The sequence below is a fragment of the Paraburkholderia sp. BL9I2N2 genome (assembly GCF_004339745.1).
Lineage (GTDB): Bacteria > Pseudomonadota > Gammaproteobacteria > Burkholderiales > Burkholderiaceae > Paraburkholderia.
Map to the genome: position 1 here is coordinate 99,511 of NZ_SMGP01000001.1, position 14,642 is coordinate 114,152.

The 14,642-nt window shown below is 63.5% G+C and carries 15 protein-coding genes and 1 pseudogene; 11 read left to right on the forward strand and 5 right to left on the reverse strand.

The features are described 5' to 3' along the window. The first annotated feature begins 39 nt into the window (after positions 1 to 39). Both B0G74_RS00470 and B0G74_RS00475 read left to right on the forward strand, forming a co-directional pair. A complete protein-coding gene (locus tag B0G74_RS00470; protein ID WP_132373049.1) occupies positions 40 to 456 on the forward strand; it encodes a ribonuclease in 417 nt (138 codons plus the stop codon). A gap of 16 nt (positions 457 to 472) precedes the next feature. Next, complete coding sequence (locus B0G74_RS00475) at positions 473 to 1,033, forward strand: barstar family protein (RefSeq protein ID WP_132373051.1); 561 nt, start codon at positions 473 to 475, stop codon at positions 1,031 to 1,033. A 145-nt stretch (positions 1,034 to 1,178) separates the two neighbouring features. Here B0G74_RS00475 and B0G74_RS00480 read toward each other — a convergent pair whose 3' ends face one another. The 3 genes from B0G74_RS00480 to speE all read right to left on the reverse strand — a co-directional run bounded on the left by B0G74_RS00480 (position 1,179) and on the right by speE (position 3,338). Continuing rightward, entirely contained in the window at positions 1,179 to 1,919 is a 741-nt protein-coding gene (locus tag B0G74_RS00480; RefSeq protein WP_132376806.1) for a 16S rRNA (uracil(1498)-N(3))-methyltransferase, read from the reverse strand. A 19-nt stretch (positions 1,920 to 1,938) separates the two neighbouring features. After that, complete coding sequence (locus B0G74_RS00485) at positions 1,939 to 2,352, reverse strand: VOC family protein (RefSeq protein ID WP_132373053.1); 414 nt, start codon at positions 2,350 to 2,352, stop codon at positions 1,939 to 1,941. A 113-nt stretch (positions 2,353 to 2,465) separates the two neighbouring features. Continuing rightward, positions 2,466 to 3,338, reverse strand: coding sequence for a polyamine aminopropyltransferase (gene speE / locus B0G74_RS00490; protein WP_132373055.1), 873 nt, complete (start codon positions 3,336 to 3,338; stop codon positions 2,466 to 2,468). A 279-nt stretch (positions 3,339 to 3,617) separates the two neighbouring features. Here speE and tkt point away from each other — a divergent pair, with 279 nt between their 5' ends. Together tkt and gap are read left to right on the forward strand one after the other, a co-directional pair. Then, a complete protein-coding gene (gene tkt / locus B0G74_RS00495; protein WP_132373057.1) occupies positions 3,618 to 5,639 on the forward strand; it encodes a transketolase in 2,022 nt (673 codons plus the stop codon). A 96-nt stretch (positions 5,640 to 5,735) separates the two neighbouring features. Next, entirely contained in the window at positions 5,736 to 6,746 is a 1,011-nt protein-coding gene (gap, locus tag B0G74_RS00500; protein ID WP_132373059.1) for a type I glyceraldehyde-3-phosphate dehydrogenase, read from the forward strand. Between the two features lie 78 nt (positions 6,747 to 6,824). Here the strand turns inward: gap and B0G74_RS00505 are convergent, their stop codons facing one another. Next, positions 6,825 to 7,517: a FadR/GntR family transcriptional regulator gene (locus B0G74_RS00505; protein ID WP_132373061.1), complete on the reverse strand. Its 693-nt coding sequence runs from the start codon at positions 7,515 to 7,517 to the stop codon at positions 6,825 to 6,827. 228 nt (positions 7,518 to 7,745) lie between these two features. Here B0G74_RS00505 and B0G74_RS00510 point away from each other — a divergent pair. The 3 genes and pseudogenes from B0G74_RS00510 (at position 7,746) to B0G74_RS00520 (ending at position 10,719) form a co-directional block, all read left to right on the forward strand. Then, positions 7,746 to 9,069, forward strand: a pseudogene (locus B0G74_RS00510) (C4-dicarboxylate transporter DctA). 115 nt (positions 9,070 to 9,184) lie between these two features. Further along, a complete protein-coding gene (gene alc / locus B0G74_RS00515; protein WP_132373063.1) occupies positions 9,185 to 10,195 on the forward strand; it encodes an allantoicase in 1,011 nt (336 codons plus the stop codon). A gap of 11 nt (positions 10,196 to 10,206) precedes the next feature. Next, complete coding sequence (locus tag B0G74_RS00520; RefSeq protein WP_132373065.1) at positions 10,207 to 10,719, forward strand: ureidoglycolate lyase; 513 nt, start codon at positions 10,207 to 10,209, stop codon at positions 10,717 to 10,719. A 117-nt stretch (positions 10,720 to 10,836) separates the two neighbouring features. On the opposite strand, the gene fur is transcribed toward B0G74_RS00520, so the two are convergent. Next, positions 10,837 to 11,265 carry a ferric iron uptake transcriptional regulator gene (gene fur, locus B0G74_RS00525; RefSeq protein WP_012434340.1) on the reverse strand — a complete coding sequence of 143 codons (429 nt, stop codon included), beginning with the start codon at positions 11,263 to 11,265 and terminating at the stop codon, positions 10,837 to 10,839. A gap of 158 nt (positions 11,266 to 11,423) precedes the next feature. Between fur and bamE the strand changes: the two genes are divergently transcribed. From bamE to B0G74_RS00545, 4 genes are all read left to right on the forward strand, one after another. After that, a complete protein-coding gene (bamE, locus tag B0G74_RS00530) occupies positions 11,424 to 12,254 on the forward strand; it encodes an outer membrane protein assembly factor BamE (RefSeq protein WP_132376807.1) in 831 nt (276 codons plus the stop codon). Positions 12,255 to 12,419: 165 nt separating this feature from the next. Continuing rightward, positions 12,420 to 13,217 carry a 4-hydroxy-tetrahydrodipicolinate reductase gene (dapB, locus tag B0G74_RS00535; RefSeq protein ID WP_132373067.1) on the forward strand — a complete coding sequence of 266 codons (798 nt, stop codon included), beginning with the start codon at positions 12,420 to 12,422 and terminating at the stop codon, positions 13,215 to 13,217. A gap of 77 nt (positions 13,218 to 13,294) precedes the next feature. After that, on the forward strand, positions 13,295 to 14,011 hold the full coding sequence (locus B0G74_RS00540; RefSeq protein ID WP_132373069.1) for a MotA/TolQ/ExbB proton channel family protein: 717 nt from the start codon (positions 13,295 to 13,297) through the stop codon (positions 14,009 to 14,011). Between the two features lie 28 nt (positions 14,012 to 14,039). Further along, a complete protein-coding gene (locus B0G74_RS00545) occupies positions 14,040 to 14,483 on the forward strand; it encodes a biopolymer transporter ExbD (protein ID WP_132373071.1) in 444 nt (147 codons plus the stop codon). Positions 14,484 to 14,642 lie beyond the last annotated feature (159 nt).

Genomic DNA, 14,642 nt, shown 5'->3' on the forward strand with positions numbered 1-14,642 from the left:
TCGTCAAACTCGTGAGCTAACAGCGGGGAACCTTGATACATGGCACGCAAGTGGCAACGCATGAAAGGCGTGCTGATCGGTGCTGTTACGCTGTGCGCTTTATCCGGCCCCGTGCCTGGCGCGTTCGCGCGCGATTCCACGGCACCCGCCGAGGCGGACGCGCAGTTGCAGGGCACCGTCGCACTAGCGCAGTTGCCACATGAAGCGGTCAATACATTGAACTTGATTGCCGCGGGCGGGCCTTACCCGTATGAGAAGGACGGCATCGTATTCGGCAATCGCGAACGGTTGCTGCCGGCCCATCGGCGCGGCTATTACCACGAATACACCGTTCCCACGCCTCGTTCACGTAATCGCGGGGCGCGTCGCATCGTCTGCGGAGGTCCGCTGAAGCGAACCGACAATTGTTACTACTCGGACGACCACTACACCAGTTTTAATCGTATTGTTGAATGACATCGGGATGAACGGCATGAGCGACAACGTCTACGCGCACGACTCCGGAGTCGCGACGGATCTTTTCGCGGCCGGCGACGGCAATTTGTTCCAACGCGTCATGCAGATGCGCGCCGGCGATCAGGGCCGCGAGAACCAGAGCGAAGCAGGCACTGTGGTTTCATCGAACGAGGAGCCCATGAGTCTTTTCAAGACCGTACGACCGAACATCGTACAGTCGATCCGCGCGTTCCGCGTGCAGGATCTCGCCGACGAGGCCAACCAGCTCGGCCAGCATTTTCTCTATGCGTATTGCGCCAATGCGCAGTCCAAACAGGAAGTGCTCGAAACCATCGCGACGTCGTTCCTGTTTCCGAAACATTTCGGTAAGAATTACGACGCGCTGTACGACTGCCTGACCGATCTGGTTCAGAAGGCGGGTGCGCAGCCGGGCTTTGTGATCGTGCTCGAGCAGTTGCCGGTCGCGCAGAAGTTCGACAAGGAAGGCCGCGAGACACTGCTGGACGTGTTCCGCGAGGCCGCGGAGTTCTGGGCCGAGCGGAAGGTGGCGTTCCGGGTGTTTTACTCGTTTGCTTAAGCTTTTGCTTGAACGTTGCCTGTTTAGGCTAAGCAGAAGAAAGGCCCGCCAATCGGCGGGCCTTTTGCTTTTGATGCTGCGGTCGACGTGACTTGCCGCCCTTCACCAAGGCGATCCAAGGCGATCGGCGCGCCATGCAAGCGGCTTACCAGCCGCCCCAGCCGGCCGCCAGCGCCGAGAGAACGGCGATGCCGGCAGTTTCTGTGCGCATCACGCGCGGGCCGAGGCCGACGGCGGTGAAACCGTAATCGGTAGCGGCCGCTTCCTCGGTAGCGGAAAACCCGCCTTCCGGGCCCACCAGCACCGTCACGCGTCCTTTCGGCGGCTCGGCGGGCAGGGCGGAAAAGCTGATGCTGGCGCGCGGAGAAAGCAGAATGCGCAAGTCGCCTTCCTCGGGCGTACGCGGCATGGTACCGAGCCACGTGGCGATTTCGCGCACCGGCATCACTTCCGGCAGGCGATTGCGCCCGCACTGCTCGCACGACGCCCGCACGATGCCCTGCCAGTGCGCATGCCGCCGCTGCGCGCGTTCGCCGGTCAGACGCACGACGCTGCGCGTAGTGGTCAACGGCACGAAGCTGGACGCGCCCAGTTCGACGGCTTTCTCGATCAGCCAGTCCATCTTGTCGCCACCGGCAATGCCCTGCGCGAGCGTGAGCCGATACGGCGCCTCGACTTCGATATTGCGGAATTCGCGGATTTTTACCATGGCCGAGCGCCTTTCGACTTCGACGAGTTCAGCGCTGTATTCGCCGCCTTCGCCGTTGAAAAGGACGATCGAATCGCCTGGCTGCAGACGCAGCACGAGCACATGCCGAACGACGTCATCGGGAAGCGGCATGACGTCGTCGGGCTGGAGAGGCTTATCGACGAAAAAGCGTGGCATCAGAAAAATACTCATTGGTTCACGAAAGGTGGCGAGCGAGCGCCCAGCGGTAGCCGTCCAGATCTTCGACCTGGGCGAAGCGGTCGCCCCAGAACTGATCCTGTGGCTCGCTCAGCGATTTTGCACCGGCGGCCAGCGCCCGCGCGTAAATCGCGTCGACATCGTCGACATAGACATAGAACGATTGCGGTGCGATCGCGCCCGCGCTTTTGGGTGTTTTCGCCGCCGAGCCGAACGCGCCTTCCGGAGCGAACATTACGATTAACTGGCCTTGATAGGTCATCTCGACATGCATGACGACACCGTCGTCCTGGACACTGTCACGCACTTCGAAGCCGAACGCCGCTGAGAAGAACGCGGACGCGGCACTTGCGTCGCGCACCGTCAGATAGGGGGTCAACCAGGGCACACCGGCTGGGCGGGAGGCGGTCATGGGATTCTCCGGATCATGAGGTTGGCGGGGCACATGCTGCGAGTCCAGGCGGAAGTTTGCATATCGATGCGCCCATAGCGCAATCCGACGGAGTCGTGCATTTTGCCCACGCGTTAGCTTGCTGGCTTTAAGAATTGACTTAGTTTATCGCGCACTGAACTGGATGCCGAGAACAGTCCGGCGTGCATGACCGCGTTGTAATGCATCAGGGTGTCGATTCCGCGCGCGGCGAGGCGTTCAGTGAGCGTATCGACGGTGAGTGCGGCGGGGTCGAGCTTGTCGCTGGCGGTCGCCATCATCCAGAGCGAGCCGTACAGCGGTACGAAAGTGCTCATGGTGCGGACGACCACGAATGTCGCGCGCAGATCATCGAGCAGGCGCGCGACGCGTTCGGCATGGAAATACGGCGAGCCGAGGTGCACGGAGAGTGCGGCAGTCGGGCTCATGACCCGCTTGAGCTGCTGATAGAACGCTTGCGTGTAAAGACCGGCGGCGGGTGAATCCGGCGGAGTCAGGTCGAACACCACGAGATCGAACTGTGCCCGCGCGGCGGCCTCGACGTACTGCGCAGCGTCGCCGATCACCAGTTCGACGCGCGGATCGTCGAATGCGCCGCCGTGCACCTCGGGCAAATACTCGCGCGTCAGACGTACGACTTGCGCGTCCAGCTCCGCCACCACAATCCGTTTGATGCCCGCGTGCTTCAGCAATTGCCGCGCCGCGCCGCCGTCGCCGCCGCCCAGCACCAGCGCTGCGCGCGGCGCCGGATGCGCCAGCGCGGCCGGATGCACCATGCATTCGTGATAGATGAACTCGTCGCCGGTGGACGTCATCGGACGGCCGTCGAGTGTGAAGAGCCGGCCGAGCTGTGGCGTGTCCCAGACCTCGATCCGCTGATATGGCGAATCGACGCGCGCCAGCCGTTTCGCGTGCGGAAATCCGTAGACGGCGTCGGGACTCGGTTGGAACAGCAGCGGAGCGCTCACGGATGGCGGGCTCCGTCCGGAGCGCGGTAGGTTCTGGTTGTGCAATTGTAAAGGCCGGAGCGCGGCGTGGCCGCGGCGGGCGCGTCGAGCCACACGGCCAGACGGCTTTCGGAGCGGGGCGCGGGCAACGATCTGTTAGAATGTCACGCTTTCAGCCTTGTCCGTTTGCTCTGCCCGTTTCGCGTCTACCGGCGCCGCATCGTGCGCCGAAGTGAACCGGCATTCGAGCATCCGGGCCTCAAGCGCGCACCGCTTTCTGACTCTGTCTCCGGACTCGACATGACGACCCCGTCTCCCGCACACACCTCCTTGATGGCCAACGCAATCCGCGCGTTGTCCATGGACGCCGTCCAAAAAGCGAATTCCGGCCACCCCGGCATGCCGATGGGCATGGCCGAAATCGGCGTGGCTTTGTGGTCGCGTCATCTGCGTCACAACCCGAAAAACCCGCAATGGGCCGATCGCGACCGCTTCGTGCTGTCGAACGGTCACGGCTCGATGCTGCTGTACTCGCTGCTGCACCTCACCGGCTACGATCTGCCCATCGACGAGCTGAAGAACTTCCGTCAGATGCATTCGAAGACGCCGGGCCACCCGGAATACGGCATCACGCCGGGCGTCGAGACGACCACCGGCCCGCTCGGCCAGGGTCTGGCGAATGCGGTCGGCATGGCGCTCGCGGAATCGCTGCTCGCGACCGAATTCAACAAGCCTGACGCAAAGATCGTCGACCACCACACGTATGTGTTCGTCGGCGACGGCTGCCTGATGGAAGGCATCTCGCACGAAGCCTGCTCGCTGGCGGGCGTGCTGAAGCTGAACAAGCTGATTGCGTTCTACGACGACAACGGCATCTCGATCGACGGCGAAGTGGTGCACTGGTTCCACGACGACACGCCGAAGCGCTTTGAAGCGTATGGCTGGAACGTGATCCCGAACGTGGTCGGCCACGACGTCGAGGCAGTGGACGCGGCGATCAAGCAAGCCAAGCAATCCGACAAGCCCACGCTGATCTGCTGCAAGACGGTGATTGGCGAAGGCTCGCCGAACAAGGCCGGCAGCCACGATTCGCACGGCGCGGCGCTCGGCGACAAGGAAGTCGCGGCCACGCGCGAAAAGATCGGCTGGAAGTGGGAACCGTTCGTGATCCCGCAAGAAGTCTACGCAGCATGGGACGCGAAAGAAGCCGGCGCACGCAACGAATCCGAGTGGGACAAGGCGTTCGCCGCGTACGCAGCCAAATACCCGCAGGAAGCCGCTGAATTCAAGCGTCGCGACGCGAAGCAATTGCCCGCCGACTGGAAGGAAAAGGCCAAGGCGATCATCGCCGGCGCGAACGAGCGCGCGGAAACCGTCGCGACACGCAAGGCATCGCAGCAGGCTATCGAAGCTTTGTCGGCCGTGCTGCCGGAACTGCTCGGCGGCTCCGCCGACCTGACCGGCTCGAACCTGACCAACTGGAAGGCTGCCAAGCCCGTGCGTGTGAACGCGGAAGGCCACGCCGCCGGCAACTACGTCAACTACGGCGTGCGCGAATTCGGCATGAGCGCCGCGATTAATGGCATGGCGCTGCATGGCGGCTTCAAGGCGTTCGGCGGCACGTTCCTGACGTTCTCGGATTACAGCCGCAACGCGCTGCGCGTCGCCGCGCTGATGAAAGCGCCGTCGATCTTCGTGTTCACGCACGACTCGATCGGTCTCGGCGAAGACGGCCCGACCCACCAGTCGATCGAACACGTTGCAAGCTTGCGTCTGATTCCGCACCTGCAAGTGTGGCGCCCGGCTGATACCGTTGAGACTGCGGTGGCCTGGACCCACGCAGTCGAACACCACGGCCCGTCGTGCCTGATCTTCAGCCGTCAGAACCTGCCGTTCTCGGAGCGTACCGACGCGCAGATCGCGAACATCGAGAAGGGCGGCTACGTGCTGCGCGACTGGAACGACGAAATCGTCGCGCGCAAGATCATCCTGATCGCCACCGGCTCGGAAGTCGAACTGGCACTGAACGCGATCGAGCCGCTGGCGCGCGAAGGCATCGCGGCGCGCGTCGTGTCCATGCCGTCGACCACCGTGTTCGACAAGCAGGACGCCGAGTACCGCGAACGCGTGCTGCCGCATGGCGTGCGCCGTGTCGCGATCGAAGCGGGTGTGACGGATTTCTGGCGCAAGTACGTGGGTCTGGAAGGCGGCGTGGTCGGCATCGACACGTTCGGCGAGTCGGCCCCGGCGGGCGTGCTGTTCAAGCATTTCGGCTTCACTGTCGAGCACGTGGTAGAGACGGCAAAAGCCGCACTCGGCTGATTTTCGATCAAGCGTTGCCGCTTGCGTGCGAACGCGCGGCAACGCGGTCAGTCAGACGAACCTGGACGTATTTTTTCAGCCCTCAGGAGATAGACCATGACGATTCGCGTCGCAATCAACGGCTACGGCCGGATCGGCCGCAACACGCTGCGCGCCTTCTATGAAAACGGCAAGAAGCACGATATCGAAATCGTCGCCATCAACGATCTTGGCGATGCCAAGACGAACGCTCACCTGACGCAATACGACACGGCGCACGGCAAATTCCCGGGCGAAGTGTCGGTGGACGGCGACTACCTGATTGTCAACGGCGACAAGATCCGCGTACTGGCCAACCGCAACCCGGCTGAACTGCCGTGGGGCGAGCTGAACGTCGACGTCGTGCTGGAATGCACGGGCTTTTTCACGACCAAGGAAAAGGCCAGCGCGCACATCAAGGGCGGCGCGAAGAAGGTGATCATCTCGGCGCCGGGCGGTAAAGACGTCGACGCCACGATCGTCTACGGCGTGAACCACAACGTGCTGAAGGCCTCGGACACGGTGATTTCGAACGCATCGTGCACGACGAACTGCCTCGCGCCGCTCGTCAAGCCGCTGAACGACAAGATCGGTCTGGTGAACGGTCTGATGACCACGATCCACGCGTACACGAACGACCAGGTTCTGACGGACGTGTACCACGAAGACCTGCGCCGCGCGCGCTCGGCCACGCACAGCCAGATCCCGACCAAGACCGGCGCGGCTTCGGCGGTCGGTCTGGTGCTGCCGGAACTGAACGGCAAGCTGGACGGCTACGCGATTCGTGTTCCGACGATCAACGTGTCGGTCGTCGACCTGTCGTTCATCGCTGCACGCGACACGACGGTCGAAGAAGTCAACGCGATCATGAAGGAAGCGTCGGAAGGTTCGCTGAAGGGCATCCTCGGCTACAACGACGCACCGCTGGTGTCGATCGACTTCAACCACAACCCGGCTTCGTCGACGTTCGACGCCACGCTGACCAAGGTGTCGGGCCGTCTGGTGAAGGTGTCGAGCTGGTACGACAACGAGTGGGGCTTCTCGAACCGCATGCTGGACACGGCTGTGGCGCTCGCCAACGCGAAGTAAGTCTTCGTGCCTCGACCTGCAATGCCGGCTTCGAGCCGGCGGCAGGATTAAAAAAGCCGCTCTTCGGAGCGGCTTTTTTTACGCGTGCGGCGTCGGGAAATAGACGCCGGCGCGCTGCGCGGCGTTAGAGATATGCGTCTCGATGGCTTTGCCGGCCGCGGCGGAATCGCGCGCCTTGAGCGCGTCCAGAATCACGCGATGCTCGTTGTAGGTGGACAGCACCAGTTCGCGCCGATAGAACGGCATGCGCTGGCTTTCCTTCATGATCTCCGCACTGCTGCTCAGAATCGATTCGATCGCCGCGTTGCCGGCAATGTTCACGATCCGCATGTGGAAGTCGTAGTCGAGGCGAGCGGCTTCGTCGAGTTCGTCGCAGGCGAGCGCCGTTTGCATGGCTGTGATGTTCTCTTCGAACCAGGCAAGGTCGGAATCGCTGACCGCCAGCGCCGCCATGCGCGCGATAAAACCTTCCAGCGCGAAGCGCATCTGATAGGTGTCCGGTAGCGACGACTGCTCCGCGAAGCGCCACGCTTGCGCGGCCGAGGCCTGCGCGCTTTCCACGTACACACCCTTGCCGGGCCTGATCACCAGCAGACCGAGCGCCTCGAGCGTGGAGAGCGCTTCGCGCAACGACGCCCGGCTGATCGCGAGTTCTTCGGAGAGTTGACGCTGGGCCGGCAGCAAACTGCCCACGGGATAGGCGCCCGCTTCGATCCGTTCGCGGATGGTCGCGATGGCGGCATCGGTAACGGTATGCGGCACGTTTTTCATCGTTGGCTCACTTGAAAGCGCGGTCTGACCAGTATTGTAATACGCGGTCTGAACGCTCGTACGGCTTGCCGCTCGCCGCTGCCGATCCGACCCGAAACCGCTTGAAAAACAGCGGGTAAACACTGTTCTATGAATCCTTGACGTCAGTATATCGGCTTCCTACTATTCGAGATAACAGTACTGGTCGGACCAGTCTGAACAGATGTGAATCGCAACCAGGAGGAAGCCGTGTTGAAATTTTTCAATTCGCTGTTTGGCCGGGTCGTCATAGCGCTGGTGGCGGGCATCGTAATCGGTGCCGTCTTCCCGCATTTCGCCCAATCGCTACGCCCGCTCGGCGACGGCTTTCTCAAGCTGATCAAGATGGTGATCGGGCCCATCGTCTTTTGTGTTGTGGTCAGTGGCATGGCGCATGCCGGCGACTTGCGCAAAGTGGGGCGGGTCGGCCTGAAGGCCGTGATCTACTTCGAGGTGATGACGACGATCGCGCTCGTGATCGGCGCGATCCTGGCGTATGTCACGCGCCCCGGTGTCGGCATGAACATCGATCTGCACTCGCTGGATCCCGCCTCGCTCTCGACCTACACCGAGCATGCGAAGAGCCTCAAGGACACCGCCGGCTTTCTGCTGAAGATCATCCCCGACACGGCGATCAATGCGTTCGCCACCGGCGACATCCTGCAGATTCTCGTGTTTTCGGTGCTGTTCGGCTCGGCGCTGTCGCTGCTCGGCAATAAGGCGCAGCGGGTGAGCAACCTGATCGACGAACTCTCGCAAGTGTTTTTTCCGCGTGATGGGTTTCATCATCAAGCTCGCGCCGCTCGGCGTGCTCGGGGCGATCGCGTTTACCACCGGCACGTACGGCGTCGAATCGCTCAAGCAGCTCGGCATGCTGGTGCTCGTGTTCTACGTGAGCTGCTTCGTGTTCGTGGCCGTCGTGCTGGGCGTCGTCATGCGTCTGGCCGGCTTCAGCATCTTCAAGCTGATTCGCTATCTGCGCGAAGAACTGTCGATCGTGCTCGGCACCGCTTCATCGGACGCCGTGCTGCCGCAGATCATGCGCAAGCTCGAATGGATGGGCGTCAAAGATTCGACCGTCGGCCTCGTCATTCCGACCGGCTATTCGTTCAATCTCGACGGGTTCTCCATCTATCTCACTCTCGCGGTTATCTTCATCGCGCAGGCCACCAACACGCCGCTGTCCATGCATGACCTGATCGTGGTGGTGCTGGTGTCGCTGGTGACGTCGAAGGGCGCGCACGGCATTCCCGGCTCGGCCATCGTGATTCTGGCCGCCACGCTGTCCGCGATTCCGGCGATCCCCGTGCTCGGCCTCGTGCTGATCCTGCCGGTCGACTGGTTCGTCGGCATTGCCCGCGCGCTGACCAACCTGATCGGCAATTGCGTGGCGACGGTGGTGGTCGCCGTGTGGGAAAACGATATCGACCGGGCGCGCGCCCACCGCGTACTGAACCGCGATGCGGCGTTGCGCTTCGTGCCGGCCGGTGACGACGCCGAGCCTGCCGCCGGCGAACACGCTCACGCCGTCTGAACCTGAGAAACCGTATCCAGATCCGCGCGCCAATGCAGCGCGCTTCCAGCGCCGGCAGATTCCAAGAACGCCGGCCCTCCTTCACTTTTTCGCTGCCTGACCGAGACTAGAGACTATGGCCAATCCGATCCTCGACCCCAACGCTCCCGCTTTCACCCGTCGCTACATGAATCTCGCCGACCCGCGCCTGGGCGCGAAGGCGCTCTTCGCCAGCGACGAATTCTTCGCGCCGAAAGAACGCATGCTGGAGCCGCAGCCGGCGGTGTTCATCCCCGGCAAATACGACGACCACGGCAAGTGGATGGACGGCTGGGAAACCCGCCGCAAGCGCACCACCGGCCACGACTCCTGCGTGATCCGCCTCGCGCATCCGGGCGTCGTGCACGGCGTGGATCTGGACACGAGCCACTTCACCGGCAACTTCCCGCCGGCGGCGTCGATCGACGCCTGCTACGTGGATGGCGAAGTGCCGCCCGATAGCGCCGACTGGCAAACGCTCGTACCGGCCACCACGCTGCAGGGCAATCAGCACCACTACGTCGACGTGAACGACGCGCGCGCGTTCACCCATCTGCGTGTGAATCTGTACCCGGACGGCGGCCTCGCGCGTTTGCGCGTGTACGGCCAGCCGAAGCGCGATTGGGAGCGCGTGGAGCGCGGCACGCTGCTGGATCTGGCGGCGATCGAAAACGGCGCCTATCTGGTCGCGGCGAACAACCAGCACTTCGGGCCGGCTTCGCAGATGCTGATGCCCGGCCGCGGCGTCAACATGGGCGACGGCTGGGAAACCCGGCGCCGCCGCGAGCCGGGCAACGATTGGGCGATCGTCGCGTTGGCGCGGCCGGGCGTGATTCGCAAGATCGAAGTGGATACGGCGCACTTCAAGGGCAACTTCCCGGACCGCTGCTCGCTGCAAGCCGCGTCGGTGACGGGCGGCACGGACGATTCGCTCGTCACGCAGGCGATGTTCTGGCCGGTGCTGCTCGGCGAACAGAAACTGCAGATGGACTACGTCCACACCTTCGCGGATGACCTCGCGTCGCTCGGCCCGGTCACGCATGTTCGTTTCAATATCTTTCCGGACGGCGGCGTGTCGCGCCTGCGCCTGTGGGGCGAAATCGCATAACGGAGTCGTCGATGAAGACATTGCAGATGGAACGGCTCACGCGCGCGGCTTTCGCGCCGTTCGGCGACGTCATCGAGTTGGACGGCGCGCGTCATTTCGCCATCAACGGCGGCACGACCGAGCGCTATCACGACCTGGCCAGTGTCGATGTGACGGAGAACGGCGGCCGGCCGCTGATCAACCTGTTTCGCGCGCAGCCGCGCGCGCTGCCGGTCGAGATCACGATGATGGAGCGGCATCCGCTCGGCAGCCAGGCTTTCATTCCCTTGACCGCCGGCCGCTACCTGGTGGTCGTCGCGCCGGCTGGCGAGTTCGATCCGGCGCAGATGCGCGCCTTCTGGACCGACGCGTGGCAGGGCGTGAACTACGCGAAAGCCGTCTGGCACCACCCGTTGCTCGCGCTCGATCGGGTGAGCGATTTCGTGGTGGTCGATCGTGGCGGCGAGCAGCCTAATTGCGACGAATTGCCATTGGCGGAGCCGTGGCGGCTGACGTTCGAAGCCCGCGCCGAGCTGGTGGAATAGGGTCGTAACGTTTCCCGCAAAAGCAACGCCGCAGACGAAAAAAGACCCGGCCGATTGGCATCGGCCGGGTCTTTTTTTGGCCACCTGACCGCGCACCCCAGCGCGGCCGGCACCGCATCAATGCTTGCGATGCGGGCAATTCTCCTTCGTGCAGGCGCCGTACAGCGCCAAAGCGTGTTCTTGCAGCTTGAAGCCGCGTTCTTTCGCGATGGACTGCTGGCGGCTCTCGATTTCGGAGTCGAAAAATTCTTCGACGAGCCCGCAATCGAGGCACACGAGGTGGTCGTGGTGTGACCCTTCGTTCAGTTCGAACACCGCCTTACCCGACTCGAAATTGCTGCGCGAGAGCAGGCCCGCCTGCTCGAATTGCGTTAGGACGCGATACACGGTTGCAAGACCGATATCGAGTTCTTCGTGCAGCAGGTTGCGGTACACGTCTTCGGCCGTCAGGTGGCGCACCGGGCTGTGCTGAAAAATCTCAAGGATTTTGAGGCGCGGAAGGGTCGCCTTGAGCCCGATATTCTTGAGATCGGTTGGATTGGTCATGACAAGGGATCCCTAGAGTACAATGCTGGGCTCTCATAGTAATGTGTTTTTGCCGTTCTGGTCATCTTCGATGGAATGAAACTCGCGCGGCCCGTCAGCGGGCCCGCACGGTGAGTGAAATGATTTCAAAATCTCAATTGATCTACCGGGGGAGCCGCATGCGGGGTACCTTGATCGCTGTTGCGACTGTCGCGGTTCTTGCCGGATGTTCCACTTACGACAGCCTGACGCAGCGTGTTGCCCAAAGCATCACGCCGTACCGGATTACAGTGGTGCAAGGCAATTTCGTCTCGAAAGAAGCGGCAGCACAGATGCAGGTCGGTTTGTCCCGCGCGCAGGTCAAGCAACTGCTCGGCACGCCGCTCCTGACCGACATGTTCCACGCCGATCGCTGGGACTACGTGTTCTATTTCAAGCGCGGCTCGACTAACGTCGTGCAGCAGCGCGACTTCGTGGTCATATTCGCGGGCGACCGCGTCGCCAGCTGGTCGGGCGGCGACGATCTGCCGTCCAACCTCGAGTTGCTGGCTGAAATCGACGGCGACAAGTCCGGCAAGAAGAAGGCGGCAGCGGCCGTGGCGAGCGGTGCCAGCGGCGCGAGCGCGCCGGCGGCTGCAGCTGTGCCGACCACGCCGGACACCGTGCTTTCGCCGTCCGTGGCCGGCGCTGCCGCAGCGGGTGTCCCGTCCACGGACGCCAACGCGGAAGCCGCGCAAGCCGCCAATCGTGCGACCAATGCAGTGCAGTTGTCGCCCAATGCGCGTCCGAGCGTGCCGAGCGCGCCGACCGCCAACGGCGGCGGCATCCCGCAGCAAGGCCCGACGGCCGCGGGTCAGCCGCAGTTCCAGTTCCACCGTCCGCCGCCGCCGCAAAATCCGGGTACGGACAACAGCAATCCGGTTGGACCGACGGGCCCGCAGAGCAGCAACAGCAGCCCGGCGCACAACGCGCCGCTGACCTCTTCTCCGGCTTCGGGAACGGGCGGCTAATCGCGCTGTCCGTGTCTTAAGACGGGCGCTGCGCGCGGGCAACCGCACCGTGCAAAGCGTTCGTCCGGTTCTTCGTTTTTTCAGTCATGCGCGGCGCCTGGGTGTGCTGCCCGCCGCCGCTTTTACCCGCCTTTGCCGGGTTTTGCCTTTCGAACCCTCGTAGCCATGAAAATTGCCATTGCTGGCGCATCGGGCCGTATGGGCCGCATGCTCATCGAAACAGTCCTTAACGATTCCGGCGCCACGCTGTCCGGCGCGCTCGACCGCGCGGGCTCCCCGAAACTCGGTCAGGACGCCGGCGCGTTTCTGGGCAAACAGACAGGCGTCGTGCTGACCGACGACGTCGAGCGCGTGTTCGCCGAATCGGACTACCTGATCGACTTCACGCGCCCCGAAGGCACGCTGATGCATCTCGAAGCGGCGCAGCGTCACAACGTGAAAATGGTGATCGGCACGACCGGCTTCGACAACGAGCAGAAGGCGCAACTGCGCGCCGCGGCGGACAAGATCGCCATCATGTTCTCGTCGAACATGAGCGTGGGCGTGAACGTCACGCTGAAGCTGCTCGAATTCGCGGCCAAGCATTTCGCGACCGGCTACGACATAGAAATCATCGAGGCGCATCATCGTCACAAGGTCGACGCGCCGTCCGGCACGGCGTTGACCATGGGCGAAGTGATCGCCAATGCGCTCGGCCGCAATCTCGACGACTGCGCGGTGTACAGCCGCGAAGGCGTGAACGGCGAGCGCGACCCGTCCACGATAGGTTTTTCGGCGATTCGCGGCGGCGATATCGTCGGGGACCATACGGTGCTGTTCGCGGGCATCGGCGAGCGCATCGAAATCACGCACAAATCGGCGAGCCGTCTGTCGTACGCGCAAGGCGCGCTTCGTGCTGTGCGTTTCCTCGAAGGCCACGCAACCGGCTTCTTCGACATGCAGGACGTGCTCGGTCTGCGTTGAGCTCGTCCTGAGCGAACCGAAGGGGCATCGCTCCACGTGTTCGCGCCCCTGAAATCACTACTCCACGGCGAGGTCAGATGGCAGGCAGCAGCGGCATCATCCATTACCTGCAAACCAGCGATGCGATCACGCATGGCGTCGCGTATATGCTGCTGGCCATGTCGATTGCGAGCTGGTGCTTTCTGATCGTCAAAAGCTGGATCCTCACGCGCGCCAAACGTCAGGCGCCGCGCGCGCTTGCCCAGTTCTGGCAGGCGCCGACGCTGGCCGAAGGCGTCGCGGCGTTAAAGCGCGCGGACCGCGAGCGCGTCTTCACGCCGCTGGCGGAAGCGGCGCTGCATGCGTCTGAAGTGGATATTCCGGGCGCGCTGCTCGCGCGCGTCGAACGCGGCGAGCGGGTGTTGCGGGCGCTGCGTCAGGCGCTCAACGCGTCGCAGCGACGGCTCGAATTCGGTCAGGTGCTGCTGGCCTCGGTGGGCAGCACGGCGCCATTCGTCGGCCTGCTCGGCACCGTGTGGGGCATCTATCACGCGCTCGGCAGCATTGCGGCGAGCGGTCAGGCGCAGATTGAAAACGTCGCCGGGCCGGTCGGCGAGGCGCTCATCATGACCGCATTCGGCCTCGTGGTCGCGATTCCGGCCGTGCTCGCCTACAACGTGCTCGGGCGGATGGTGCGGCAGTTGACGGAAGACCTCGACGGCTTCGCGCACGACCTGCACGCCTACGTCTGCGCGCCGGCGGAGCAGGGTCACACACAGGCGCCGGCGCGGGCTCAGCAGGCCTCGACTCACTAAGCGCGCCGCTCGGACAGAAGGAGGCGATATGGCATTCGGCGGACTCGAGAAAAAGCAGACGGCCGCGCCCATGGCCGAGATCAACATGACGCCGCTGATCGACGTGATGCTGGTGCTGCTGGTGATTTTTATCATTACCGCGCCTTTATTCACGCACGCGATCCGGCTCGATTTGCCGAGAGTCGCGGCCGCGCCCGCGCGCCAGACGCCGCAAACCATTTCCCTTTCCATCGACGCCGCCGGCAAGCTGTACTGGGACGGCAGTGTGATCACGCTCGAGCAGATGCGCGCGCGCTTCGCGCAAGCGGGCAAGCAGAGCGGCCAGCCGGAGATCCAGCTACGCGCCGAGCGCTCCACGCGCTACGAGGTGATCGCGCAGGTCATGGGCGCGGCGCAGCAGAGCGGGCTCGAGCGGATCGGTTTCGTGACGGACCCGCCGCCGCCGGCAGCCGCGACTTCAAAGGCGCCATAGCGCCGTTGCCGCGGTCCGCGAGGAGGGGCAGTTCGACACGCCATCTCGCCGGGACTGCGAATCCGCGGGCTCGCTCCCGCGCGACGCGGTCAAACCCATGCGGCACGCCGCGCGGCGTACCCGTCCGCGGACGGTATAATCAGCCCTTTCCCCCGCCGA